At 60.2% G+C, this 24,416-nt stretch carries 23 protein-coding genes and 1 tRNA gene; 8 read left to right on the top strand and 16 right to left on the bottom strand.

The features are described from left to right. The first annotated feature begins 103 nt into the window (after positions 1–103). Positions 104–661 (top strand): hypothetical protein, encoded by a 558-nt coding sequence (locus tag IE095_RS18175; RefSeq protein ID WP_229804402.1) that lies wholly within the window; start codon positions 104–106, stop codon positions 659–661. A gap of 197 nt (positions 662–858) precedes the next feature. On the opposite strand, the gene IE095_RS01910 is transcribed toward IE095_RS18175, so the two are convergent. After that, positions 859–2,082 carry a hypothetical protein gene (locus IE095_RS01910; protein ID WP_189409819.1) on the bottom strand — a complete coding sequence of 408 codons (1,224 nt, stop codon included), beginning with the start codon at positions 2,080–2,082 and terminating at the stop codon, positions 859–861. Positions 2,083–2,382: 300 nt separating this feature from the next. Here IE095_RS01910 and IE095_RS01905 point away from each other — a divergent pair, with 300 nt between their 5' ends. Continuing rightward, the gene (locus IE095_RS01905) at positions 2,383–3,933 is read left to right on the top strand and encodes a tyrosine-type recombinase/integrase (RefSeq protein WP_189409817.1); all 1,551 of its coding nucleotides are present in this window, start codon (positions 2,383–2,385) and stop codon (positions 3,931–3,933) included. Positions 3,934–4,504: 571 nt separating this feature from the next. On the opposite strand, the gene IE095_RS01900 is transcribed toward IE095_RS01905, so the two are convergent. Further along, on the bottom strand, positions 4,505–5,224 hold the full coding sequence (locus IE095_RS01900) for an SOS response-associated peptidase (protein WP_189409815.1): 720 nt from the start codon (positions 5,222–5,224) through the stop codon (positions 4,505–4,507). Positions 5,225–5,399: 175 nt separating this feature from the next. Between IE095_RS01900 and IE095_RS01895 the strand changes: the two genes are divergently transcribed. After that, a complete protein-coding gene (locus tag IE095_RS01895) occupies positions 5,400–6,179 on the top strand; it encodes a hypothetical protein (protein WP_189409813.1) in 780 nt (259 codons plus the stop codon). 576 nt (positions 6,180–6,755) lie between these two features. On the opposite strand, the gene IE095_RS01890 is transcribed toward IE095_RS01895, so the two are convergent. The 10 genes from IE095_RS01890 to IE095_RS01845 all read right to left on the bottom strand — a co-directional run bounded on the left by IE095_RS01890 (position 6,756) and on the right by IE095_RS01845 (position 15,334). After that, entirely contained in the window at positions 6,756–7,088 is a 333-nt protein-coding gene (locus IE095_RS01890; protein ID WP_189409811.1) for an H-NS histone family protein, read from the bottom strand. A gap of 140 nt (positions 7,089–7,228) precedes the next feature. After that, a complete protein-coding gene (locus IE095_RS01885) occupies positions 7,229–7,633 on the bottom strand; it encodes a Rap1a family protein (protein WP_189409810.1) in 405 nt (134 codons plus the stop codon). 158 nt (positions 7,634–7,791) lie between these two features. Beyond that, positions 7,792–7,865 (bottom strand) — tRNA-Gly (locus IE095_RS01880). A 48-nt stretch (positions 7,866–7,913) separates the two neighbouring features. Beyond that, positions 7,914–9,563 (bottom strand): vWA domain-containing protein, encoded by a 1,650-nt coding sequence (locus IE095_RS01875; protein ID WP_229804400.1) that lies wholly within the window; start codon positions 9,561–9,563, stop codon positions 7,914–7,916. Positions 9,564–9,767: 204 nt separating this feature from the next. Continuing rightward, positions 9,768–10,322, bottom strand: coding sequence for a fasciclin domain-containing protein (locus IE095_RS01870; RefSeq protein WP_189409808.1), 555 nt, complete (start codon positions 10,320–10,322; stop codon positions 9,768–9,770). Between the two features lie 175 nt (positions 10,323–10,497). Then, positions 10,498–11,121 carry an anti-sigma factor gene (locus IE095_RS01865; RefSeq protein WP_189409806.1) on the bottom strand — a complete coding sequence of 208 codons (624 nt, stop codon included), beginning with the start codon at positions 11,119–11,121 and terminating at the stop codon, positions 10,498–10,500. A gap of 17 nt (positions 11,122–11,138) precedes the next feature. After that, the gene (locus IE095_RS01860; RefSeq protein ID WP_189409804.1) at positions 11,139–11,675 is read right to left on the bottom strand and encodes a sigma-70 family RNA polymerase sigma factor; all 537 of its coding nucleotides are present in this window, start codon (positions 11,673–11,675) and stop codon (positions 11,139–11,141) included. Between the two features lie 38 nt (positions 11,676–11,713). Beyond that, positions 11,714–13,747, bottom strand: coding sequence for an ASKHA domain-containing protein (locus tag IE095_RS01855; RefSeq protein ID WP_189409803.1), 2,034 nt, complete (start codon positions 13,745–13,747; stop codon positions 11,714–11,716). 88 nt (positions 13,748–13,835) lie between these two features. After that, positions 13,836–14,549, bottom strand: coding sequence for a hypothetical protein (locus IE095_RS01850; RefSeq protein WP_229804398.1), 714 nt, complete (start codon positions 14,547–14,549; stop codon positions 13,836–13,838). Then, entirely contained in the window at positions 14,546–15,334 is a 789-nt protein-coding gene (locus tag IE095_RS01845) for a helix-turn-helix domain-containing protein (RefSeq protein WP_189409801.1), read from the bottom strand. The genes IE095_RS01850 and IE095_RS01845 overlap by 4 nt, the downstream gene beginning before the upstream one ends. A 102-nt stretch (positions 15,335–15,436) precedes the next feature. On the opposite strand from IE095_RS01845, the gene IE095_RS01840 reads away from it, so the two are divergent. Continuing rightward, complete coding sequence (locus IE095_RS01840) at positions 15,437–15,868, top strand: hypothetical protein (protein WP_189409799.1); 432 nt, start codon at positions 15,437–15,439, stop codon at positions 15,866–15,868. A gap of 22 nt (positions 15,869–15,890) precedes the next feature. On the opposite strand, the gene IE095_RS01835 is transcribed toward IE095_RS01840, so the two are convergent. Next, positions 15,891–17,657, bottom strand: coding sequence for a serine protease (locus tag IE095_RS01835; protein ID WP_189409797.1), 1,767 nt, complete (start codon positions 17,655–17,657; stop codon positions 15,891–15,893). Between the two features lie 120 nt (positions 17,658–17,777). On the opposite strand from IE095_RS01835, the gene IE095_RS01830 reads away from it, so the two are divergent. From IE095_RS01830 to glyS, 4 genes are read left to right on the top strand one after another with little or no spacing between them, the layout of a single operon-like run. Then, entirely contained in the window at positions 17,778–18,698 is a 921-nt protein-coding gene (locus IE095_RS01830) for a glycine--tRNA ligase subunit alpha (protein WP_189409796.1), read from the top strand. Next, positions 18,695–19,165 (top strand): DUF6446 family protein, encoded by a 471-nt coding sequence (locus tag IE095_RS01825; RefSeq protein WP_189409795.1) that lies wholly within the window; start codon positions 18,695–18,697, stop codon positions 19,163–19,165. The genes IE095_RS01830 and IE095_RS01825 overlap by 4 nt, the downstream gene beginning before the upstream one ends. Further along, entirely contained in the window at positions 19,162–19,923 is a 762-nt protein-coding gene (locus tag IE095_RS01820; RefSeq protein ID WP_189409793.1) for an FkbM family methyltransferase, read from the top strand. The genes IE095_RS01825 and IE095_RS01820 overlap by 4 nt, the downstream gene beginning before the upstream one ends. Before the next feature lie 21 nt (positions 19,924–19,944). Continuing rightward, a complete protein-coding gene (glyS, locus tag IE095_RS01815; protein ID WP_189409792.1) occupies positions 19,945–22,203 on the top strand; it encodes a glycine--tRNA ligase subunit beta in 2,259 nt (752 codons plus the stop codon). Here the strand turns inward: glyS and IE095_RS01810 are convergent. From IE095_RS01810 to IE095_RS01800, 3 genes are read right to left on the bottom strand one after another with little or no spacing between them, the layout of a single operon-like run. Further along, the gene (locus tag IE095_RS01810) at positions 22,200–22,664 is read right to left on the bottom strand and encodes a CinA family protein (RefSeq protein ID WP_189409791.1); all 465 of its coding nucleotides are present in this window, start codon (positions 22,662–22,664) and stop codon (positions 22,200–22,202) included. The genes glyS and IE095_RS01810 overlap by 4 nt on opposite strands. Then, positions 22,661–23,155: a phosphatidylglycerophosphatase A family protein gene (locus IE095_RS01805; protein ID WP_189409790.1), complete on the bottom strand. Its 495-nt coding sequence runs from the start codon at positions 23,153–23,155 to the stop codon at positions 22,661–22,663. Before IE095_RS01805 ends, IE095_RS01810 begins: the two co-directional genes overlap by 4 nt. Then, complete coding sequence (locus IE095_RS01800) at positions 23,152–24,279, bottom strand: bifunctional 2-C-methyl-D-erythritol 4-phosphate cytidylyltransferase/2-C-methyl-D-erythritol 2,4-cyclodiphosphate synthase (RefSeq protein ID WP_189409789.1); 1,128 nt, start codon at positions 24,277–24,279, stop codon at positions 23,152–23,154. Before IE095_RS01800 ends, IE095_RS01805 begins: the two co-directional genes overlap by 4 nt. Positions 24,280–24,416: the final 137 nt, after the last annotated feature.

Raw genomic sequence — 24,416 nt, 5'->3', positions numbered from 1 at the left:
TCATCAACTGTTCCCATTCTCATCGCCGGTCGCTATGATGGACATCTGCGCATCCATGGGGACCGTCATGCCATTTGACCAAGCTTCATCGCCTTCACCTCGCATGACCCGCGCCACCAATCGCCAGCTTGTCGCCTGGGCGGCAGAAGCGATGCGCCAGGCCTCTGCTGAAATGGCAGAACCCGCTCATCAAGATGAATGCTGGACGCCTAAGGTCGTTGCAGCACAATTCGTCGCGGCTCTGGCATGGGCGCGACATGCTGCAGGTAGAACGGCCCCAGCAGGTTTCAGCTTTGTCGTCTTGCCGTTCATGGCCGACTTTGACGCTCATTTTGAGTCGGGCTGGGGGCTGCCGGAACGTCCTGATGACGACGACCTTGAGGCCTGTCGCCTGACTATTCCGCCATCCGCTGCTCAGATCACCCGGCACCTTTCGGCGCTGGAATGGCCCGCAACCTATCTGGTTGCGCATGGCCATTCCGGATCGGCCCAGATGCTAGGCCTGTGGGCGACCTGCAAGGCCTATCGCCGTCCGTTCGACCGTGCCTGTGAGGCGCGAAGCATAGGCCGATCAGCGGCCTATGCGTTACGCGACCGGGGCCTGTCCCTGATAAGCCAAGGCCTCGCACGCGAACTAGTCATGCCTTCCCCTGGACAATAACGTCCGCTAGCGATTTCGCCAGATCGTGCTATCGACACTTGACTGGCGATCCGTGAGGCGGTTCAACGCTCGAATAGCCTCTCGATACTCCTTGGCGGCATTTTCTGTTATGTTGACGCCATGGGCCGTCGACGAATCTGACCGCTGCGCCGGTTCCACGACAACTTTCCTGTTCGTGATGTCCATTCCATCCTCCGTCAAGTTTTGTGGCGACGCTCGAAGAATCGCGCATTTATGTCAGCACTGAAGTAGTGCTTTCTCTTGAGCCACACCAGTCCTTCCGATTTCGTGATGGCCGCGACATCGACCGGACCGCCAACGCTTTCAGAAGGCCGCGTTACCTTTTCCTTGAGAGATTGAAGATTGATCAAGGTCTCAGCAAGGTGACCCATTTCATCCACCGGTAGTGCGCCAACGACCCTCCTCAACGGAACTGCATGATTATCTCTTGCATGTCCCAGTACCGATGCTCGAATGCTTTCACTGGCGCGCCCCAATATTGCGCCGAGGTCAGGGTCGGTTAGCGTCTGCCCCAATGTCTGTTGTATTTCGATTGCCAGATTTCGCATGGCTTCCCCGACTCCTCTTGCCATGGCCATCCAAATGTCGTCGCTGATGCCTAAATGGAAGGTGTCGGTCATAGAAGTCTGCGCAAATCCAGATATATAAGCAGGCTGATCATAACCTGTTGCTTCAGTTTCGACACTGCCAACTATGAATTCATCTGCCCAAAATCTACATGCTGACAATTTCACCAATTCTGGAAACACTGAGTGATCTCCAAACCCAGCGAGAACTATCCCCGTTTGCGGTGAATCGCGCTTGATGTTGTCCAAAGCTTTAGCGATAATTGATCTCAGCACTGAATCAAAAGGTTTTTCTACGTCCAACTCCAACTCTTGTGCAATCTCGGATATTGTTTTTTCAATTCGATCAGAATGCTTCAAAAGCCCTTCAATTCTGGCATCAGCAGCGTGATCACTATCGGACAAGTTAGTTGCAATATCTACAAAATTTGGCTTTGCGACAATTGTTTGATCTTCAATAGCCATTTTCAGCTCAAACATTGACTGGTAAATTGCCTGATTAATGTTGCGAAAAAATTCATCTTCCCGCACGGTGTTGGGAAACAATTTCATGTTCTCATTGATGAAACCCACGAGTTCCGCAACGTAACCTTGGACCGATGGAAATGACCTTTCAGACAAAAAGCGACGAAACTCTTTTATTACAAGCTCCCAAGGAACACCTAATAAATCTGCGGCGTCATAAACCATGACTCCAACAGGATGCGTTTCTGAAAGCTGAAAAATCTTGTTTGCACCTTTGAAGTATCGCTCTTCATATTTTTGGGATTGGTTGTTCCAGTACTGGACGGTAGCAGCGCTATCGGCTGCCAGAACCACTGAAAGTCGGTTCATTAGGCAAATTTCTGACGTCACATGTGCCTCATGGTTTGGTCTTGGCTGTTAGGTTTGCACAGCAAATTGATTCTGTCACCATCAACCTAAGGGTTGCTAGCTGCGACGTTTGACGGGCGGTTAACCGATCATTAACGGTTCGATGCTATTCAGGGCTGCAAGCAACGTGGGGCCAGTGATGCAAACCTTGGAATATCCATCCTCGCAAATGACGACCGACGCCTACCACCGCCTGATCGAACGCGCTTTGTTCCAGTATGTCGAACGCTTCGGCCTCACCGATCTGGCACGCCAAGCGCTATGTCAGCCGGTCCCGCCGTCGGCAGGGAGTTTGAACAAACCGGTGCTTCCAAGTTGACAGCAGAGCAGGCGAATCCGAACCGGGTGCAGGACGCGGTCGCGGAAATGAGCCGTTTGGGTCTTTGGGCTGATGCCGATGCGATCTCGCGGATGCCTTATCGTGACAGCCCTTATTGGCATCCCATCCGGGTTTCCCGCCACATCGGTATTCACCGGCCAGATGGACGGGTCTGCAATTGGACCGCCCGGGTGATGACCAAGGACAAGCGCTACATTCAGCGCTGCCTCGGCCCCGCGCTGGAACTGGGGAAAGGTATTTTGCCCGTTCAGCGGGCGATGGCATTGGCCTTCGATTGGTTCGACGCGCTGGAGGCCGAAGACAAGGTTGACGAAGCCGCGCCGAGGGGACGTACCCAGTCCGTCAGCTTCTGTCCGCTGGGCCCCGTTTATACCGTAGGCCACGCGTTGAGCGACTATGCAGCCTGGTCCAAATTGGCGCGTTCATCTGGCGGCCACTACAACAACATCGTCCTGATCAACCGTCACATTGCCAGTGACCTGTTGTTCGTTCCGCTGGAAGATTTCGGCTCCCGGCACATGCGGTCCATCGCCACCAGGATTATCGAACGACCTCCGAAATACGGGTTTCAGGCCGAGAGACCGCCGACCACACTGGACCAGCTTTCGCCGGATGAATTGCGCCGCCGGAAACGCACATTCAATTCGGTGGTTTCGATCCTGCGGGTTGCCTTTCAGATGGCCTGGGAAGGTGGTCACATCCCGACGGAACGGCCATGGCGTAGCTTGAAACGAGTGGCCGTCAATCATTCCCCCCGATTGACTTTCCTGAACCGTGAGGAATGCCGACGCCTGTTGGACCATTGCACGCCTGCCCTGAAATTGCTGGTCCTCGCCGCCCTCTATTCGGGATGCCGTGTCGGTGAACTGGCCAAATTGCGGGTGCAGGACGTCGCCCATCAGGTCTATGGTCTCTGGATAGCCCCCTATAAGCGCAGTCCGTCGCATTTCGTGTTTCTGCCGGACGAGGGAATGGCCTTCTTCCTTGATTGTTGCGAGGGCAAGATGCCGGGCGACCTCGTGCTCCGTTCTGACAAGGGCAAGCCTTGGGCTCGACAGCACGGCAACCTGTTCCGTCGGGCGGTGGCGGAGGCCGGATTGCCCAAGTCCTTCGTGTTCCACGGCCTGCGGCATACTTATGCCAGCGACCTGATTAGGCATGGCGTTCCTCTTGAGGTCGTGGCCCGACAGTTCGGCCATAGTGGCAGCGATACGGTCAGCAAGACCTATGGCCATTTGGCTGAGCAGTTTCGTGAGGATATCATCCGCCGACGGTTTTCGCCGCTGGAACCTGCGCAACAAGCCAACGTGCAAAGTCGATCCGCAGAACTCGAAAGGCTATGGCAGTCGGTTCAGACCGTCGATTGGCGGAGCTATGGCGAGTTGCCGCGCTCTGCCCATGGCCCAGCAAAGTCCAATCAGCGGACGCCACGCGATGTGGCGGAAGTTTTTGGCCCAGATGAAGCGCTATGATTGCTGCACAGGCGATAAGTGAAATGACCCAGAAAGGGCCTAACGAGGTCACTTTGTGGGCGCAAATGCTATTGAAACTCGCTTAGTCTTACTTTCAGGGGAATTCAAATGGACAGCTTCTCTTTCAAGGATGCTAAGGGCGCGCGGTTAAGACGGGTGAGCAAACTACGAAAGTGCAACGCGTTTTGTTTTATGGCGATCTGGTCGTTTGTGTTGGTGTCGGCTACCTCTGTCCATGCGCAAGGTTGCGATCCTAATTATAGCCCCTGTGTTCCTGTAGCCCGCGATGTGGATTGTGCAGGCGGCAGCGGAAATGGCCCAGCCTATGTGGAGGGACCTGTGTCTGTGATCGGCTCCGACATCTACGACTTGGACAGGGACGGCGATGGAATTGGGTGCGAGTAGTTGGGCGGTTGAGCGGCAATCTGGCTACATTGAGTTGGACCGGTCGGATTGAAGCGGACAGATGCTGCTCGCAAGTGACATGGGGTATTTGCGCCATAGTGAGGGAGCGGCGTATCTAGTTGGCACGTTTCCGACCGATATGGCATCGGTGGCATGAAAACGCCCTCTATTCTGAATTGTCGTGTGCCCCATCCTCGACCGGATCAATCAGCCCCGGCCCCGCCGCCTTCCACGACCCGACTGCCGGTCCAACTTTGTGCATGGTTAGCGTCGATACCGGCAGGCGGGGAATGTCTTCGACCGGCACCCCTGCGAGCCACATCCGCGCGCCTTCGCGATCCACGATGACCGGCTGGCGGTCGTGGATGGCCGCGATCTGACCTTGGGCTTCCTCAGTCAGGATAGCGCAGGTCAGGCCCTCGAAGTCGGGCAGCTTCACCTCGGTCCACAGGCCCAGGACCAGCAGGGCAGGTTCGTTGCCGCCGTGCTGGATATAGTGCGCCTGCTTGGTCTTGGTGCGGGTGGACCATTCGTAGTATCCGGCCATCGGAACAATGCAGCGGCCCCTTTGATAGGCGTCCCGATAGGAGGGGGCGTCGGCCACGCCCTCGATCCGGGCATTGATCGTGGAGGCCTTCCATTCCTTGACGGATTTCTTGAACCACGCCGGGATCAGCCCCCACCGCGCCATGGCCGGGGTGATTTGGCCGCCTTCGTTCTTGAGCAGCCGGACAAGGGGAACGTTCTGCGTGGGCGCGACATTGTAAGATTGCGGGATCGCCTGCACGTCGCGGCCTTCGCCCCAGCCTGCCGGGGGCGTGCCTTCGGACAACAGTTGCCACAACTCCCGCCAAGACAGGCCCGCCAGATTATACCGCCCGCACATGCCGCCCTCCCGCCTGTTGCCGGCCTCTCGTACCGGGAAGCCTAGCGCGATCCTGCCAGGCGTCCAATTGGCGGGATTGCCGACTCACCGATGTTCTGCAAAAGTTCTCAACTTGGCCGCCCCGTGTTTCGGTGGGGGTCGAGGTGTTGAAATGCGAACATGCGATTTGCCCGGATTGCGGGAAACACTCGAAAAGATTGACCTAGAAAAGGTCGGGCTGGGCAAAGGTGGTCAGCCGGTTGCCAAGGTGCTGAACATCCCCGGCCAAACCTTTTGGACGAGGTTCGGTGTGCCCCCGCAGATTGTCACAGTGCTAGACGGCCTGTTTGAAGGCCTGCCTTGGCCTGAGGCCCGTGCTCTTGTCGTGGCCCTGCCCGAAGCCATAAGGCGGCCAGGACGTGATCTGCGGTCTGTGATCTGGCGGCTGCTGGCCGCCGAGACCGAAGTGATGCGGAACCATCTGGGCGATCTGGCTCGTGGCATGTTTCTGGATCGGCTGGCCGGGCAAGTAGGACAGGGGCTTCTACTGACAGCCAACGGGCGTCTCTGGCGCGATGGCATGGAAGTTCTGGACTATCTGCCCCGCACCCTCCCACCGGCAACCGGATGGGATCGTGACGCATTGCTCGTCTTGCTGGATCATGATTGCCGCAAGGCGTTGAAGGCGACGGTTCTGGCGCTGCTGCTGGCCGACCGGGCCATTGCAACCGCGTGGCGGGCGAGAAAGGCAGCGGCTCGCGATCTGCAAGAGATCAGGGCGGGCCTTGTCCACGCGCAGGACGATGCGTGCCGGTCTGTTGAGACGGCTCTACGGGCCTTCATCGCGACAGGCGCGCATGCAGCGGCCCTAGCCGCGCCGTCTGCCGAGGGCCGAGCCGAGGCCGCCGATCTGGCTCGCCTGATCGGCTATCGCCGTCAGGCCGCTTGTCTGTTGCATTTGGTCAGATCGGAGTGAGCGGGGCGGCGGGACAAGATTTCGCGTCGAAAGCCAGTCAATCCAATAGACCCAACAATCAGCAATTAGGAAGGCCAGCAGCCCACCAATCGGCAGCGACGCGGCCTGCATATGCCGCTGTGCAGTATCTGGATGTGCTTTGGTTTGGTTCAGTCAGGCTGTGACGAAACCAGCGTTAGATAGGGCGCTCGACCGCCGGGCCTGATCTCCGGCTTCCGGCATTCTACCGACCCGCTTCCAGCAGAACCGCTGCGCCTGATGTCGCGCTTAACGATGGTCATCGCTTCTGTGATCGCCCTGGACCCTTCCGTCAGGCCATTCTCCGACAGAAATGCTTCAAGGTCTTTCAGGACGGGCACAATCCAATCTTTGTTGTATTGCAAACCCATGAAGAAACCTCCCGATGAGTCTGCGAAAGATAGCGAACGAAAATGGCATGAATTTGATCACTATCTTTCGTTTGACGAACTTTTTCCATGTAGCGAAAAACGCCAGCCCGCATGGGACTGGCGTAGGTGCTCAAGGGTAGAGACGGTAGAACAAGGTGAACCCGCATCAGGTCACTTGGTTCCCGGGTTAGATGCTCAAATCGTCCAAAGATTTTCCGGCATTCAATTGGCGCACGACCCATCGAGGTTTCATGCCTCGGCCACTCCACGTCTGGTCAGGGTCTTCGGGATTGCGAAACTTGGGCCGCGCAGGGCGTCTGGTCCGAGTCCCCTGCAATCGACTGACAGCGACGGCCCCGAAAATGTCCGCCAGTGTGAAGCCATGCTTTGCGGCGGTGTCCATAAGGGCGCGCAAGGCCTTCTCTTTCCTGCGGCCCTCATAGTCCTGAATGGCCTTTGCGACGCTCTGTTCCAAGTTCTGTAGGGCGCGAAGCGACAATCCGCTCAGATCATTCTGCATTGAAATTCCTCTGCCAACCGGGGACGATTCCCTTTGGACCAACAACCAATCGCTAATGCAGGTTCCGACGCCCGGTCAATGTCGTTCGCCCGATTGCAGCTGGTAGGTGGCGAAGACGCTTCCGTATGCGGGAAAAGGCACTACTGCCCCTCAACTTCGCATGGAAAGGCAGAGGATGCGGCCTTGGCAGCCACAATATGCCAAGGGTCGCCCCATTCGGCAGGATGGTCTTCCACGTAGTTGACAAACGCCTGTTTGAGAGCGCCGCGTGACGGCGCGGGGGATGCCGTCAAGATCAACGCCGGATCGTATCCGTCCGCGCGGGACATACAGTTCTCAATCATCACTGTCATCAGTCCCTGCAATCGAAATGTGCAGACCATGGACTGGAGGTCAGGGTCTTCCTTCATCTTGCCTTGGCAAAGCCGCAGCATGGTTTCAGCGTTGTAGCGCTCGTCTTTGTCCGGCTCGCCTTCGGCCCAAGCGGGAAGGCAGGCAATGTTGACTGCGGCAGAAAGTATGCCAGCGATTATGATTCTTGCCATGCGGCCACACCTTTCATTCGGTCCAACGGTGTCGATCTGGCCAGAAAACCTGTTGCAATCAAGATTTTCTTGTATCAACGGAGTTGGATAGCGTGTTGGCTAGCGGCGATGATATACAATCAAAAATCCGCAATAAATCAAATGATTGTGTGGATTGTTGGAGCGGGTGAAGGGAATCGAACCCTCGTCGTAAGCTTGGGAAGCTTCTGCTCTACCATTGAGCTACACCCGCGACGCGCCTGACCTAGATCAGGCGCGTCGCCGCGTCAAGCGGTTTGGGTCAGGGAACGGCGACTTCGGTGCGTTCGCCCGGCTTGACTGTGGCGGTGGCTTCGCTTGCTACCTCGCCTCGCATGACAAGCACGACATAGTCGCCGCCCGGTGCCGTCAGGGTCAGATTGTCAGTGTAATTGAAGCTGCGGGTCGTCCGATTGCCATTGATGTCGGCTTTGGCATCCAGAACCTCAATCGAGTTTGCGCCGGGTGCCGTAACCGCCAGAACGCCTGCATTCAGCACGACTTGCACATCCACCCTTTCGCCGGTTTTAACGGTAAAGGGTGTCTCGCCCAAGGCGATATCTTGACCAACCCGCGCGACATAGTCGCCGGGGGGCAGCGTAAATTCCTGTGCCGGGCCATAGCTGGTGGTCAGACTGTTCCGGCTGCCGTCGAGGGCCTGCTTGGCGTTCAGGATTTCGACGGAATGCTGCGTCGTGTCCATGATCAGCCCATCGACATAAAAGGCATTAACAACGGCCAGACCAGCCCCCACGACGACATCTTTCTCCAATGTCTCGCCCGGCTTCAAAGTGACGGTTTCCGTCACCGTCGCCTGACCGATGTTCAGCGTGATCAAGGTTTCCATCGCAGGAACAACGACAGTCGTGTTGCCATAGTTGGTCCAGTCAAGGCCCGCCGCATTCGTCAGGTTCAGGCTGGCCGAGGCATCGACTTCGGCATCAGCAGCGATTTTGGGGTGAAGGATCAGCGTTCCGGCGTTTAGGATGAACTGCGGTTGTAGCAAGGCATCGTCCGTGACCGTGATATCCTGTTCCAACGTGGCTTCGCCCAGTTTGGCCCTGATGCGATACTTTCCGGCGGGCAAGAGCGCGCGATATTGGTTGTATTCGGTGCTGATATAGTCGCCCAGATCCCCGTTGGCGGCGATGGTGTAAACCTCCCACGCCTGCCCTTGATCCAACACCTCGGGCCCACCCTCGGCCAGATAAAGCTGCGGGATCAGATTGTACTCTAGGGCTTGAACGGGTTCAGGGGCCGGTTCCGGTTCCGGCTGCGGCGCGGGCGTGGGTTCAGCTTTGACCACGGTGGTCAGCGCGTCTTTCAGCGAACCGGCATCCTTGGCCTCGATATATTGGCCCCCCGTGTTCTCGGCCAAGCAGGCGACCTGCTTGCCCTCGTCCGCCGTCAGGCCAAAGCCCACCACATGCGCGGTGAAATCCACACCGGAGGCTTCCAACTCGGCCCCAAGCGCGCAGGGGTCGGCATTGCAGGTTTCGATCCCATCGGTGATCAGGATCACGGTCGCCTTTTCTTCGGTGGATTTCAGATCGCCTGCGGCCATGCGCACAGCATTGGAAAGCGGTGTCTTGCCCAGAAATTGCAGTTTTCCCGCGGCCTCGGCAATGGCGGGACCTGTTCCCGCGGCGGGCGGGACGATCAATTCGATGTCGGTGCATTCGCCCTTGGTCCGGTGGCCATAGGCCATCAAACCCAGTTCAGTGTCGGGCGGCAGGCTTTGCAGCACCTCGCCCAAAGCCTCGCGCGCGATTTCTAACTTTGCACGCCCCTCGATCTGTCCCCACATCGAACCCGAGGCGTCCAGCACGATGATCGAACGCCCGGCTTCCTGCGCCATGACCCCGCCGACCATGGCCAGCGTCAGGGCTGCGGCCAGAATTTTTCTTTTCATCAGAATGATCCTTGGAAAATGAAAACAATGATCAAAGCCTACACGCACGGCGCCACACCATGCAAAAGAAAAGGGCCGCCGCTTGCGCGACGACCCTTCGGGGGCTTTCCGCTGGGGACGGGAGCCAGCCCCCTCATGCACCCTCACCCAACCGGCGGTACGCACACAAATGCCGGCCCATACAGGTGCAGTGTTCCAAAGGATTTACATCGCGGGCAGCAGAACCCCGTCGATGACATGGATGACACCGTTCGACTGTTTCACATCGGCGATGGTGACATTGGCGACATTGCCCATGCCGTCCTTGATCATGATCTTGTCGCCTTCGTACATCGCGGTGAATTCACAGCCGCCCACGGTTTTCACCGGATGTGCGCCTTTGTCGTCATCCACCATCTTCATGATCGCATCCGACATCGCGTTCGCGGCAACCACATGGCAGGTCAGGATCTTGACCAGTTGGTCTTTGTTTTCCGGTTTCAACAGGTTTTCCACCGTGCCTGCCGGCAGTTTGGCAAAGGCGTCGTTGGTGGGCGCAAAGACGGTGAACGGGCCTTCGCCTTGCAGCGTTTCGACCAGACCAGCGGCGGTCACCGCAGCCACCAGCGTCGTGTGATCCGCCGAGTTGACGGCGTTTTCGACGATGTTCTTGTCTTCATACATGGCCGCGCCACCCACCATCGGGTTTTCTGCCAGGGCCAGCCCTGCAAACAGCGTCAATGCGGTGGTCATCCCAAACAGGCGAAGTGTGTCGTTCATCTGGTCTCTCCGGTGTTGCGGGCTGGGATTTTCCCGGCCTCATACCCAGAAGAACGGGGGCATTCGGGCAGAAGTTTCAGCAGGTGTGAACTTTCACGCTTTCGTGATGCAAGTCTTTGCGCTGAAATGAAAAAAGACGCGCCGTTGCGCGTCTTTTTAAGGTGTTTTGCGGTGATTACAGGCTGACGGCACCCGTCACAAGAACCGGCCCCGTGGGCGCGCCGGTGGTCGAGCCACCCGTCGGTTCCAGCGACACCGCCAGAACCGCGCCCGCAGGCAAGCCCGGCAGGGCTCGGGTGGTTTCCACAGCGCTTGCTAGACCCAGCGAAACGGGCGCATCGCTGCCGACGATCAACCAGAGTTCATAGTCCTGCCCCGCAGCCGGGGCCTCGCCCGCTGTCCGCGTCAGTGTCAGATTCTGCCCATCATAGGCCGCCGCGAATTGCAGGGCCTGCGCCTCGGCAGCCAAGGTGGCTACGGGCGTTGCGGGTTGCGGCGAAGGCAGGGTCAACAGAACCGCACCCAACAGCCCTGCCGCCACCAGCCCACCGGCCATCCAGCCGAACCATCTGCGCGATTTGCGTTCCTGCGGGAACAGCCGCGCCTCGATCTTGGGCAGAAGGTTCGGGGCTTTCACCTCGACATAGGCCCCGTTCAGGCCTGCGAAGTGAATTTCCCAGATTTCGACCAGACGGGCAAAGGCCTGATCGCCCTTGATGCGACCCTGCACCGAAAGCCGTTCCGACAGATCCAACACACCCAGCACATATTCCCCGGCCAGGATGTGATCGTCGTCCATTTCCGCGCCAGTTCCGCTCATTTCTCCATACACTCCCGCAACGCCAACAAACTGCGTCGTAGCCAAGTGCGCATGGTGTTCAGAGGCACGGAAAAGCGATCGGCCAGTTGCTGATAGGACAGCCCGTTCAGATAGGCCCCCTGCACAGCGCGGGCTTTGTCACCCTCTAGCTGGCTCATGCAATCCACGATCCTCTGTGCCTCGCCTTTTGCCATAAGGCCCGCTTCGGCCCCCGGTTTCTGGTCCGCCATCATCAGCACCGCATCTTCGTCGGCGCTTTCCACGGGGCGGGCCCGCAGACGATCAATGGCATGGTTGCGGGTGATCGCAATCATCCAGCCAATGGCCGAGCCTTTGGACGGATCATAGCGTTCGGCACGCAGCCAGATTCGGGTAAACACTTCCTGCAAGGCATCCTCACACTCGGTACGATTACCAAGCATACGCATCAGGACGCCAAAGAGTTTCGAGGAAGCTGTCTTGTAAAGTTCACGAAAGGCGGCGCGGTCCTGCGCGGCAACTTTAGCGAGCAACGGGGCGAAAGCATCATCCATACCGGAAAGCTAACGCCCGAAATCGTTTCACGCAACACTCATCCACGCCGTCTGCGGCGTCCGCCTTCACCGCCACCGCCGTCGTTAAAGTTCACGTCGGGTAGGGTGACGATCTGCCCCAGTTCAGGGAAGGGATCGACGGCATGGGGGATGGCATTGGCATTGACAAAATGTTCCTGAAAGCGCGGCTCGATGGCGGTTTCGACCTTGTGGATCTGGCCCACGACCCTTTCGATTTCCGTCCTTGCCCCGACATTGCAAAGCGCGATGCGTGCGCCCGTCCCGGCGGCGTTCCCGGCGCTAAGGACATGATCCAGCGGCACGTCGGGGATCATGCCCAGCACCATCGCATGTTTCGGGCTGATATGCGCACCAAAGGCCCCGGCAAGGATGACCTTATCGACCTTATCCACCCCGATTTCATCCATCAGCAGCCGCGCCCCGGCATAAAGCGCCGATTTCGCAAGCTGGATGGCCCGAATATCGCCCTGTGTGACCATGATCTTCGGCCCGCCCGCCTCACGCGCGTCGTGCAGCAGATAGGAATGGGTGCGCCCGTGCGGCAGCATCCGTTCGGTGCCCACCTGTTCCGCCGATCCGATCAACCCGCGCGCATCGACGATGCCCGCCATGCGCATTTCGGCCACGGCCTCGATGATGCCTGACCCGCAGATGCCGGTGATGCCCGTCGTGGCCGTCGCTGCCGCAAAGCCCGGATCGTCGGACCAAAGGTCGGAACCGATCACCCGGAAACGCGGTTCTTTGGTGACAGGGTCAATCTCTACCCGTTCAATGGCCCCCGGTGCCGCGCGCTGGCCCGAGCTGATCTGCGCGCCTTCGAACGCCGGGCCTGTGGGCGAGGAACAGGCCAGAACCCGCGCCTCATTCCCCAGCAGGATTTCGGCATTGGTGCCGACATCAACAATCAGCACCATATCCTTGGATTTCTGCGGCTCTTCCGACAGGGCCACGGCGGCGCAATCGGCCCCCACATGGCCCGCGATGCAGGGCAGCAGATAAACCTGCGCTTGGGCATTGATGGCCGAAAGCTCCAGATCGCGGGCCGTGATGTCCATCGAACCCGAGGTCGCGAGTGCAAAGGGCGCTTGGCCCAGTTCGACGGGATCAATGCCCAAGAGCAGATGGTGCATCACCGGATTGCAGACGAAAACGCATTCATAGATCGCGGCGGCATCAATTCCGGCTTCTTGCGCAATGCTTTGCGCCAGATTGTTGATCGCTTCGCGCACCGCTTTCGTCATCTCACGGTCGCCGCCGGGATTCATCATCGCATAGGAAACCCGGCTCATCAGATCCTCGCCAAAGCGGATTTGGGGGTTCATCAGGCCGGAGGAGGCGAGGACCGCCCCATCGCGCAGATCGCAAAGATGGGCGGCGATGGTGGTCGAGCCAAGGTCGATGGCCAGCCCGTAAAGGCCGCCTTCGTGATAGCCGGGAAAGATATCCAGCACGCGGTGGGCGCTGTCATGATGGCCCTTGTGCAGCACCACCGTCGCCTGCCATTCACCCTTGCGCAGAACAGGTTGCAAGCGGGATAGGACGGGCAGGGCGATGGTGGCCGCAGGCACCTGCCATTGTTCGGCCAAGGCCGCTGTCAGCCTTTCCCAATCACCCGAGGGTTCTTCCATATCCGGTTCGGCCACTTGCACCAAAACGGTGCGGGTCGCCGGGTCCATCACCATGTCGCGCTGGGTGGCCGATTTGCGGATCACCTGCCGGTGGACCTGACTTTCCGGCGGCACGTCGATGACGACATCACCCATGACCTTGGCCTGACAACCCAGACGGCGGCCATCGGCCAGCCCCCGGATGCGGTTGTAACGATCCTCGACCGCGTTCCATTCCGACAGGGCATCGGCGCCGACATGCACGCCATGTTTGGGAAATTCGCCATAGCCCGGCGTGATCTGACATTTCGAACAAATGCCCCGCCCGCCACAGACGGAATCAAGATCGACCCCCAAATGCCGCGCCGCCGTCAGAACCGGGGTGCCCAGCGGAAAGCGGCCGCGTTTGCCCGAGGGGGTAAAGATCACCAAAGCATCAGTCACGGGTTCGCCTTTCGGATTGCCTATCCCCGTCTTAGTCCGGGCAGGCCCAAGCGCAAGGCCATTCGCGGCATTAGGACGCGCGGTTCCGTCAACGGTGGGTCAAGGCTTCGATCATGGTGATCTTTTGCCAGATCTTGCGCGACAGGTTTGATCCCAGCGTTTCGATGTCATTCACGGCTTGGGCCACACCATCGTCATTCACCGCTTGGGCGTAAAGGGCGGCCAGTTTGCCCTTGATGGCCAGCAGTTCGGAACAATAGTCCAGATAACGGGCCAGATCATCCTGCGACAGGGCGCGTTCTGGGCTTTCGGCCGTGGCCTGATAGCCCTTGGTGAAAACCACGGGGTCTTTCGTCAACTGGTGCATGTCAATGACATGGATAACGGCGCGAAGGCGGTGCAGGCCCCGGCCCACCCTTCGCCGTTTGATCCGCGATTCCAACTGGATCAGCGCCGCCAGACCAAGGCTGGCCAGCAGGGCGGTGTTGATCGCAGCCTCGATGCTTTCGACCGATTGAATGGCGGATGTGCCCAGTTGGTTCAGCGAAATGACGCTGCCGACGGACAGGAACAGGAAAGCACCGCCCAGAATGATCAGGGCGATCAGGGCGCGTAGCCACCAAAGCGGCGGCGTCAGGTCGCGGGATTCGTCGATGGTCTGATGGCTAAGCGTGACAATTTCCTGCGCGACCTTGGCGAGTCCGCGTTCAGGAAAGCGCGAGGCCACCCTGCGGCGCAGGGTAACGGCGGTGGCAAGAATGCGGTCGGGGTCAAGCTGGGTATAGGGCATTTGTCCGGTCATGGCTGCGAATGCGCAATCTGCCCATCTTCGGCCAGCCTGCCAAGGAAATCTTCCGCCGCCTTGTCGGCGGGGAACATGAGTTCCACACGCAAGCCTTCCAACCCCACTTCGGCGGGGCTGCCAAAGCTGGCAAAGGTGGAGAACAGGGCCAAGGGTCCGGATGGCGTGCGATAGATTGTGGGTATGAGGACCGTCACCGGGGCCGGGGGCAGGAAACGGGCAATCTCGGACACTTGGGCCAGTTGTGCCGCGGCCCGGTCCAGTTCGGGAATGCCCCCCGCAGCAGCGCTTTCAGCGCGCAGGCGAAGCAGGGCGTGGTGGCCCACCTCGACCCAATTTTCGACCAAGGCTTGCAAGCGGTCGGGATGGGCTGCATCCAGCAGGCTGGAACCAGCGGCGAAACCGGCGGGGCCGAACAGGGCCTGTGCCGGTGCGTTCAGCGCGGTGATGGTCCAGACACGATCCAGGATCAGCGCCGGATAGGGGGCGTGGCGGGTTATCATCCAATCGAGCGCCACGCGCGCCTGCGTCATCGCCTGATCGGTCAGGGGCAGGGCGGGGAAATGCGGGGCGAAACCGGCGCTGGACAAAAGCGCATTCAGGCCGGGATGGGGCAGGGTCAGCGTCTGGGCCAAGCGCAGGACCATACCGCGCGAAGGCCGGGCGCGTCCGGTTTCAAGGAAAGCCAGATGGCGGGGGGATACGCCTGCCGCATGGGCCAGATCCATCTGGCTTTGGCGGCGGGCCTGTCGCCAGGCTTTGAGGGCGGGTCCGAATTCGGTCATGGGCTTCTTTAACATGGGGTGAATCCGTTTTCACTTACCTGCCAAGGAATTGTTTTGCCTCTGTCCGGGGCCAATACGGGCTGGGCAAGACAGGAGAATGAAATGATCCATGAACAAAAAGCGCTAAGGGCGGCCAGCGCAGCCACCATCGGTTTCGGCCTGCTGATCGCGGCGGGGGCGCATCCCCTGACCGGGGGGCTGACGCATCTGCTGGGGGATGTTTTGCTTTGGCCGATGGATGGCATGGAACAGGGGGCGACGCGCGAGGCGCGGCTTTTGTATGCCATTGCAGGCGGGTTGATGGCCGGGATGGGCTGGATGCTGTGGGAGCTGTCGGGGCGCGACTATGCGCAGGACCGCGCCTTGGCACGGCGGATCATCGTCGGCGGATTGGCGGTCTGGTTCGTGGTGGACTGCACGGCATCCGTCGCCGCCGGTGGCGCTTGGAACGTGCTGGCGAACAGCGCTTTTCTGTCGCTGTTCGCGCTGCCCCTGTGGCGGGGGCGGGGTAAATCCCAACCTACGGAAAGGTAGGTCGGGGTTTACCCCGACTTTGCTATTCCCAGCAGGAGACCAGAACCGTCATCCCCAATGCCTTGCGGCTCAGGTCTTCCGGCGGCAGGGCACCGCCCGCCTCTGCCGCAGGGGGCACAACGCCCGCTTGGGTCAGCAAACCGGCCAAGGCCGAACCCGCCGCGATATGCTGCACCGAGGACGGCAGTTGGCGGGTTCCGCCTTCCGCACGCGGCAGCATCACACCCAGCACCGCACCCGCCTGATCCAGCACCGGCCCGCCCGCATCCCCCGGCAAAGCCTCAATCGCCAGGCGGTTCAGGTTTGCCTGCCCATCCAGACCCTTCACATCCTCCAGCGTGCCGAAGGTCAGCGTCGGTGCGGGCAGTTGGTCTTCGTAGCTATAGCCCGACAGCGCCACCTCGGCCCCGACACGCGCGGTGGCCCCAAAGACCCCTACGGCGCGCGGCGACAGCGCTTTGGCCGGCTTCAGCACCGCCAAACCAAGGGTCGCATCCGTCGCGGCCACCGTCGCCTCGGTTTCCATGTCCAGCGTGATCCGGCTGCATTGCTCGACGGCCTGCACCGTCGTCACCACCGCCCCCTGCCCATCGACGAAAAAGCCCGAGCGCGACAGTTTCGGACGGCGGATTTCCAAACCCGCCATCAGCCCGCGCCGCTGTGCATCCTCCATCGGCACAAGGCCTGGGTCGAGCGCACGATCCCCCACGGGTTTAAAGCTGGTCTGCACTGCCGCCTTGACCCGCTGCATATCCGCCACCTTGGCCGGATCCCAAACCAAGAGGTAACCCTTGATCAGCCCGCCCGACAGCGCGGCATAGGCATAAGCCTCTTGCCCCGGCGCTGAGCCACTGATGGTAAAGCTGCGTTCCAGCCGTTCACGCGGGCCATCCGATGGGATCACCGATAGCGTCTGCAACGTGTCATACAGCGCGTTCAACGAGGATTGATCGCCGGGCTGGCTGATCAGGATCACCCGCAGTCCGGAACCATCCTTTTCGGCATAATGCACGAACGGCGGTTCGTAATGGTCGAACTGGATCAACGCCATTGGCAGGGTCACTTCGATGCCCGATTCCGCCTCGGTCACCTTTTCCAGCCCCAGCTTGGCCAAGGCGTCATTATAGGCGGTCAGGAGTTCGCCCCTTTGTGCCGTGGTCAGGATACCCGTCGGATCATAGCCCATCGTGGTCTGCCACGCTGCCATAGATTCGCGCGTACCCGGCCCAAACGCCCCATCAATCGACGAATCGTAATGGCCGAACCATTGCAGGGCGGTCTGAAGCGCCTCACGCGCCGGGCGTTCCAGCAGTTTTTCGCTGTCACGCGCCTCTTCCACCGTTTCGTCGGGCAACAGCGGCAGACCGGGGTTTTCAGGCTGAAGCAGTTCAGGCTCGTCCACTTCGGATTGGGCGGCGGCGGGTTCGCCTTCGGTTGCCTCGGGCGTGGCAAGGCCCACCGGCCAGAAGGATTCCGCAAAGGTTGCGCCATCGTTCAGATAGCTGTCGGCGGGGATCATCCGGTCGGCAATCAGACTGGACAGACGCAGCGCCGCTTGTTCCCGGCTGTAAGGCCCAAGAAGAATGCCATACCAGCCCGACCGCAGCCGATGGCCAACCACATCGGGAAAGGCCGTCGCATAGGCCCGCGCCCGGTCTTCGCCCTCGGCCAACGTCGGCAGTGCCTCCACCTGAATCCAGACCTGATCGCCCGTCTGCGCCCGTGTTTCAGCCGGCAGAACCAGAACAGTCAGCGCCACCCAAATTGCCAGAAAAAACCGAACCGCCATGAAATCCCTTTCCATCCGCCGCCCCACGCAGGCGTGGCAAAGCCGGGAACCTGACGAACCCCGCATTGACCCTTTGTCGCCTTCTGCCTATGGAGGGGGCGCTTTTCAAGAGGTTCTGCAATGACTGCCGCCGCGACACCCCGCAGTTTTCAGGAAATCATCCTGCGTCTGATGACCTATTGGGCATCAAAAGGTTGTGCAGTCCTGCAACCTTACGACATGGAAGTGGGGGCGGGCACCTTCCATCCGGCCACCACGCTGCGCTCTTTGGGCAACAAGCCTTGGGCGGCGGCTTACGTTCAACCCTCGCGTCGGCCGACCGATGGGCGCTATGGTGAAAACCCGAACCGCTTGCAGCACTATTATCAATATCAGGTCATCATCAAACCCTCGCCGCCGGATTTGCAGGAGCTTTATCTGGGTTCGCTGAAGGCCATCGGCATCGACACCGACCTGCACGACATCCGCTTCGTCGAGGACGATTGGGAAAGCCCGACCTTGGGCGCGTGGGGGCTGGGCTGGGAAGTCTGGTGCGACGGGATGGAAGTGTCGCAATTTACGTATTTCCAGCAGGTCGGCGGGCATGACTGCAAACCCGTGTCGGGCGAGCTGACCTATGGGTTGGAGCGTCTGGCCATGTATGTGCTGGGCACCGGCCATGTGATGGACATGCCATTTAACGACCCAGACAGCGCCATCGCCTTGAAATATGGCGATATCTTCCGCCAGACCGAGCAGGAATATTCGCGGCATAATTTCGATCAGGCCGATACCGAGATGCTGTTCCAACATTTCAAAGATGCCGAGGCTGAATGTCATCGCATTCTGAATGCTGAACAGCCAGACAAGGCTGGCCGCACGATCATCATGGCGCATCCCGCCTATGACCAATGCATCAAGGCCAGCCACCTGTTCAACTTGCTCGATGCCCGTGGCGTGATTTCTGTCACCGAACGGCAGGCCTATATCGGCCGGGTCCGCGCTTTGGCCAAGGCCTGTGCCGATGCCTTTGTGCAAACCGAAGCGGGGGCCAGCGCGTGAATGGCAAATGGGTGGGGGCTTTCTTGATCAGTGCCGGGTTGGCCGCCGGGGCCTTTATGTATTACCAGCAGGTCTATGCCTATTACGAACCGGTGGCCTTTACCCCCGGTGCCGAAATCCTGCTGACGCCCGTCACGGGCGGCCAGCCCGAGGCTATTTTGGTGAATGATGTCACCGGCACCGATGGCGAAAGCTCGCCCATTCGGTTTCGCGCCTGTTTCACCACGCCCACATCGCTGGCGACTTTGACCGAGACCTATGTGGTCTATGAAAAGCCCGAACCCCTGATCGCGCCGCCCTGGTTTGATTGCTTTGACGCTGGCGAAATCGGAACGGCCTTGGAACAGGGTCGCGCGGTGGCCTTCCTTTCTGTCGCTGATATCCGGCCCGGCGTGGATCGTGTCGTGGCCGTGATGGAGGACGGCCGGGCCTTTGCTTGGCAACAACTGAACGGGGCCGCAGAATGAAACTGCTGCCGCGCCTTTTGCGCGTTGGGCGCCGCGCTGAAGTGTTGCAGAAAAAGGATGCGCAGATTGCTCGCTTGCAGGCCAGAATATCCAGCCAGCAAGAACTGATCGCCAAATTGCAGCGTCGGGCGCAGAATGCGCGTCGGCGCGGGCACTCTGACGGGATTCTGGCAATGGTCTGCGCCGCATTGAAACCAGGCGATGTGGTTTTCGACTGTGGGGCGAATGTCGGCAAAGTGACCGAAGTTCTGGCGGCCACCGGGGCGACTGTCCATGCGTTTGAACCGGATCCGCACGCCCTGTCGATCTTGCAAAAGAAATTTGCCGATGCGCCCAATGTTATCCTGCATGCCGTAGCGGTGGGGGCCAAGGCCGGTCAGGTAAGCTTTTACCGCACCTCGGCGCTGGATGGGGATCCGTCCCATGCGGGCGAGGGAAACTCGATCTATGCCGATCACCGTGCTACCGGCCAATCGGGCCAAGAAGTGCTGGAAGTGCCGATGATTGATTTTCCAGCCTTTCTGGCCGAGGCGTTGGACAAAGGTGCAAGTGTGCCCTTTGTCAAGATCGATGTCGAAGGGGCCGAACTGGAAATCCTGCCGCGGCTTTTGGCCGATGGCTTGTTGGACCGCATCGGCCTGACCGCCGCCGAAACCCATGAATACCAGATTCCCGACCGTGCTGCCGACTTCGCCGCCTTGCGCGAGACGATCGCCGCCCGCTATCCGAAAACCCGCGTCAATCTTGAGTGGATCTGACCCTTCGCCGGAACCAAGCCCATGCCCGATATCCTGATCGAACTCTTTTCCGAAGAAATCCCCGCCCGGATGCAGGCCCGCGCCCGCGAGGATCTAAAGAAACTGGTCACCGAGGGACTGGTTCAGGCCGGTCTGCACTATGCCAGCGCCGGGGCCTTTTCGACGCCGCGCCGTCTGACCTTGGCGATTGAGGGGCTGTCTGCCGAAAGCCACGCCGTGCGCGAAGAACGCAAAGGCCCGCGCACCGATGCGCCGGATGCCGCTTTGCAAGGCTTTCTACGTTCGACCGGCCTGACGAAAGAACAGCTTGAGGTGCGGGACGACAAAAAGGCGCAGGTCTATTTTGCCGTTGTGGAAAAGCCGGGCCGCAAGGCCGCCGAAATTCTGGCCGAGGTGCTGGAAACCACCATCCGCAACTTTCCCTGGCCGAAATCCATGCGCTGGGGTTCCGGCGCGCTGAAATGGGTTCGGCCTTTGCATTCCATCCTCTGCCTGATGGCGGATGAGGGCGGTTCGGAAGTGGTGCCTTTGGACGTGGACGGCATCGTTTCGGGCAACTCCACTGATGGCCATCGTTTCATGGCGCCCGGCCGCTTTACCGTGACGAATTTCGACGACTACCGCGCCAAGCTGGCCCGCGCCCATGTGGTGCTGGATTCGGCGGATCGTGAGGCCAAGATCTGGCACGACGCCGAAACCCTGGCCTTTGCGGCGGGGCTGGAGGTTGTGCCGGACGCGGGGCTGTTGACGGAAGTGGCAGGGCTGGTCGAATGGCCGGTGGTCTTGATGGGGCGGATTGGCGAGCAATTCCTGCACCTTCCGCCCGAGGTTTTGCAGACCTCGATGCGGGAGCATCAGAAATTCTTTTCGGTGAAGAATCCCAAGACGGGCCGGATCGAAGGCTTCGTGACCGTCGCCAACCGCGAAACCGCCGACCAAGGCGCGACCATTCTGGCGGGGAACCAAAAGGTTCTGACCGCCCGCCTGTCGGATGCGGCGTTCTTTTGGGACAACGACCTGCGCGTGGCGAAGACGGGCATGGGCGAGTGGGAGGAGGGTTTGAAAGCCGTGACCTTCCACAACAAGCTGGGTTCGCAGGCGGAACGGATTGCACGGATCGCGGCGCTGGCGCGCGAGATTGCGCCGCTGGTCGGGGCCGATGCCGATGCCGCCGAACAGGCGGCGCGGGTGGCAAAGCTGGACCTGCGTTCGGCTATGGTGGGGGAATTCCCGGAACTTCAAGGGGTTATGGGGCGTTATTATGCGCTGGAAGCGGGTCTTCCCGCGCCCGTGGCCAATGCCGCCCGCGACCACTATTCGCCCTTGGGGCCGTCGGATGCTGTGCCGAGCGAGCCGGTTTCGGTCGCTGTGGCGCTGGCCGACAAGATCGACACGCTGACAGGCTTCTGGGCGATTGATGAAAAGCCCACAGGCAGCAAAGACCCCTTCGCGCTGCGGAGGGCGGCGTTGGGGGTTATTCGATTGGTGGTTGGGAATGGGGTGCAAGGAAGCCAACTTCGATGGTTGGAACTCGGCAACATCCAAAACTTGCTATTCAAACTGAACGCTCAAGAAAATGGTGATGGGTTGGGCGGTTTGCTTATCCTCGCGCTATTGGATCGTGCAAACGGCGAGTTTGGGCTAAAGTTGACCCCACAGTCTTACAAAGTTCCTCACGAGTTAGAGGAACACCGCAAGGGCAGGAATTATCTGGATTTCAAAGCGTTGGTTGATGGAGGCTACAAGGACGAAGGCGATGGTGTTCTCGCCTTCCTCCACGACCGCCTCAAAGTCTTCCTCAAAGACCAAGGCATCCGCCACGACATCATCGACGCCTGCCTTGCCATGCCCGGCAATGACGACCTCACCCTGCTGGTGAAACGCGCCGAAGCCCTCAGCGCGACGCTCAAAACCGATGACGGCGCGAACCTGATCCAAGGCTTCAAGCGGGCCAACAACATCCTGACCCAAGCCGAGGCCAAGGATGGCGTCGAATATTCCTTTGGCGCTGATCCCAAATTCGCCGAAGGCCCGGAAGAAACCGCCCTTTTCAACGCCCTTGATCAGGCCGAAAAGATCATCACCCCGGCGATGGCGAAAGAAGACTTCACCACCGCCATGACCGCGATGGCCACCCTTCGCGCGCCCATCGACGCCTTCTTTACCGCCGTGCAGGTGAACAGCGACAATTCCATCGTCCGCCGCAACCGCCTGAACCTGCTGCACCGCATCCGCACCATCTGCGGGCAGGTCGCTGATCTGACCAAGCTGGACGGCTAAGCCAGGCCACGCAGCAACAAAGCCAAGGCATGATCACAGGCCGCCACGCGCACCGCTTGGCGGCCTTTTGCGCCGAACTCGACCGTTTCCGTCAGCACCCCGTTGGGGCTGACCACTGCAAAGCAGACACGCCCTTCGGGTTTGAACTCTGACCCGCCTGGCCCGGCGATACCCGTCACGGCCACCGCCAATTGCGCATCGGAATGGGCCAAGGCCCCTTGCACCATTTCAGCGGCGACCTCTTCGCTGACGGCCCCAAAAGCCGCGAGCGTGTCAGCCCGAACGCCCAGCATCGCTTGCTTGGCCGCGTTGGAATAGGTGACAAAGCCCCGGTCGAACACGTCGGAAGAGCCTGGAATCGCGGTCAATGCGGCGCTGACCATGCCGCCCGTGCAGCTTTCCGCGGTGGCGATGCGCCAGCCCTTGGCGCGGGCTAGGTCAAGGACGCGGGCGGCGGTCAAAAGACAAAGACCACGTGATAGAGAAAGCCAAGAACGATGGTGCCGATGCCCGCGAACAACCCGGCCCAAAGATCATCCTCCATCACGCCCCGCACATCGCCCCGCCGGTCGGCCCGGCCCACAAGCCAAGGCTTCCAGATGTCAAACAGCCGGAACAGCAGAAAGGTCGCCAGAGGCGCGGGCCAAGGCAAAAGATCGGGCGCATTGCCACGGCCAAAGAAAGCCAGCGCGGGAATGCAATAGGCCAGCAGGATACCCGCCACCTCGTCAACAACAATCTCACCCGGATCGTCGCCGGGGCGGTCCTTGAGGGCCTGCGCGCAGGCCCAAAATCCAAGAAGGGTCACCGCAAGGGTCGTCACGGCCAAAAGCGGAAAGCCCGCAAGCCAGTGCAGGGCGATGCCAAGGGCCAAACCAGCGGCCGAGCCCCATGTGCCGGGGGCGGGCTTCAGCAGGCCGACAAAGCCAAAAGTGGTGATGGCGCGGATCATTCTTTTATCCATGTGACGGTGGCGATGGCCGCAATGCCTTCTTCGCGGCCGGTAAAGCCTAGTTGTTCGGATGTTGTGGCCTTGACCGAAATGCGGGCGACATCGGCCCGCATGATTTCGGCCAGCCGCGCCTGCATGGCGGCGGCATGCGGCCCGATCTTGGGCCTTTCGCAAATGATGGTCACGTCGGCATTGCCCAGCCGGAAGCCGCGCTGCGCGGCCAGTTCGGCGGCATGGGCCAGAAAAATGGCACTGTCGGCCCCTTTCCACTGCGGATCGCTGGGCGGAAAATGGCGGCCAATGTCGCCTTCGGCCAAGGCGCCATAGATGGCATCGGTCAGGGCATGCATGGCAACATCGGCATCGGAATGGCCCAGCAGTGCCTTGGAATGCGGGATCTTGACCCCGCACAACACGACATGATCGCCGGTGGTAAAGGCATGGACATCAAAGCCATTGCCCAAGCGGATATCCATCTTGCCCCTCAGAATGCGTTCGGCGCGGGCGAAATCTTCCGGCCATGTCAGTTTCAGATTGTCTTCGTGCCCCGGCACCATCGCCACGTCCAGCCCCGCCGCCATCGCCACGGCGACGTCGTCCAGCGCCCCGCCCGAATGGGCCAGATGGGCGGCAAGGATGGCTTCATAGGCAAAACCCTGCGGCGTCTGCGCCCGTGCAAGGCCAGCCCGGTCTTGCAGGCCCGCGATCCGCCCTTGATCGACGCGCCAAAGCGCATCGCTGACCGCTAGGCCCGGTGCCGCGGCCTGATGCCTCTCCAGCGCCGCCAGCAGCGCAGGGATCACAGGCCCCGGAAACGGTCGCGCCCCGTCATGGATCAAGACGCGCGTCACCCCGCGCCCCTGCAAGGCCAAAAGCCCCGCCTTGACGCTGGCGTCCCGTTCGGCCCCACCCACCACAATCAGCGCCTCGCTGCCCAAGGCTTGGGCTTGCGCCAGATCATCCGCATGGCACACGAGCACCCGCAACCCGATCTCGGCCCGCGTCAGGGCGGCCAGCGCATGGGCCACCACCGGACGGTCGCCAAGCATTTGCCATTGCTTGGGAATGGTGCCGCCTGCCCGCGTTCCGCGTCCTGCCGCCAGAATGATCGCTGCCACTGTCATGCGCCCGTCATAGGCGATGCTTTAGGGCAAAACAATCGGGCGGCACCCCCCTCGCACTCGCCTAAAAAATAGGCGATATTGGAAAGGCGCGCAAATTTGCAGCGTTTACGATTGCGGCTTAGGCAGTCGGGGCCTAG

Source organism: Neogemmobacter tilapiae, from assembly GCF_014652215.1.
In the GTDB taxonomy this organism is placed as follows: domain Bacteria; phylum Pseudomonadota; class Alphaproteobacteria; order Rhodobacterales; family Rhodobacteraceae; genus Neogemmobacter; species Neogemmobacter tilapiae.
Note: the sequence above shows the minus strand (reverse complement) of the source record. Positions and strands in the feature narration are given on the sequence as shown.

Coding starts and splice junctions, on each gene's coding strand:
- IE095_RS01800 (WP_189409789.1), bottom strand. CDS start 24,279: ATGACAGTGGCAGCGATCATTCTGGCGGCAGGACGCGGAACGCGGGCA.
- IE095_RS01805 (WP_189409790.1), bottom strand. CDS start 23,155: ATGATCCGCGCCATCACCACTTTTGGCTTTGTCGGCCTGCTGAAGCCC.
- IE095_RS01830 (WP_189409796.1), top strand. CDS start 17,778: ATGACTGCCGCCGCGACACCCCGCAGTTTTCAGGAAATCATCCTGCGT.
- IE095_RS01850 (WP_229804398.1), bottom strand. CDS start 14,549: ATGACCGGACAAATGCCCTATACCCAGCTTGACCCCGACCGCATTCTT.
- IE095_RS01820 (WP_189409793.1), top strand. CDS start 19,162: ATGAAACTGCTGCCGCGCCTTTTGCGCGTTGGGCGCCGCGCTGAAGTG.
- IE095_RS01885 (WP_189409810.1), bottom strand. CDS start 7,633: ATGGCAAGAATCATAATCGCTGGCATACTTTCTGCCGCAGTCAACATT.
- IE095_RS01835 (WP_189409797.1), bottom strand. CDS start 17,657: ATGGCGGTTCGGTTTTTTCTGGCAATTTGGGTGGCGCTGACTGTTCTG.
- IE095_RS01870 (WP_189409808.1), bottom strand. CDS start 10,322: ATGAACGACACACTTCGCCTGTTTGGGATGACCACCGCATTGACGCTG.
- IE095_RS01875 (WP_229804400.1), bottom strand. CDS start 9,563: ATGAAAAGAAAAATTCTGGCCGCAGCCCTGACGCTGGCCATGGTCGGC.
- IE095_RS01890 (WP_189409811.1), bottom strand. CDS start 7,088: ATGCAGAATGATCTGAGCGGATTGTCGCTTCGCGCCCTACAGAACTTG.
- IE095_RS01900 (WP_189409815.1), bottom strand. CDS start 5,224: ATGTGCGGGCGGTATAATCTGGCGGGCCTGTCTTGGCGGGAGTTGTGG.
- glyS (WP_189409792.1), top strand. CDS start 19,945: ATGCCCGATATCCTGATCGAACTCTTTTCCGAAGAAATCCCCGCCCGG.
- IE095_RS01865 (WP_189409806.1), bottom strand. CDS start 11,121: ATGGACGACGATCACATCCTGGCCGGGGAATATGTGCTGGGTGTGTTG.
- IE095_RS01910 (WP_189409819.1), bottom strand. CDS start 2,082: ATGAACCGACTTTCAGTGGTTCTGGCAGCCGATAGCGCTGCTACCGTC.
- IE095_RS01845 (WP_189409801.1), bottom strand. CDS start 15,334: ATGACCGAATTCGGACCCGCCCTCAAAGCCTGGCGACAGGCCCGCCGC.
- IE095_RS01905 (WP_189409817.1), top strand. CDS start 2,383: ATGTCAGCCGGTCCCGCCGTCGGCAGGGAGTTTGAACAAACCGGTGCT.
- IE095_RS01840 (WP_189409799.1), top strand. CDS start 15,437: ATGATCCATGAACAAAAAGCGCTAAGGGCGGCCAGCGCAGCCACCATC.
- IE095_RS01860 (WP_189409804.1), bottom strand. CDS start 11,675: ATGGATGATGCTTTCGCCCCGTTGCTCGCTAAAGTTGCCGCGCAGGAC.
- IE095_RS18175 (WP_229804402.1), top strand. CDS start 104: ATGACCCGCGCCACCAATCGCCAGCTTGTCGCCTGGGCGGCAGAAGCG.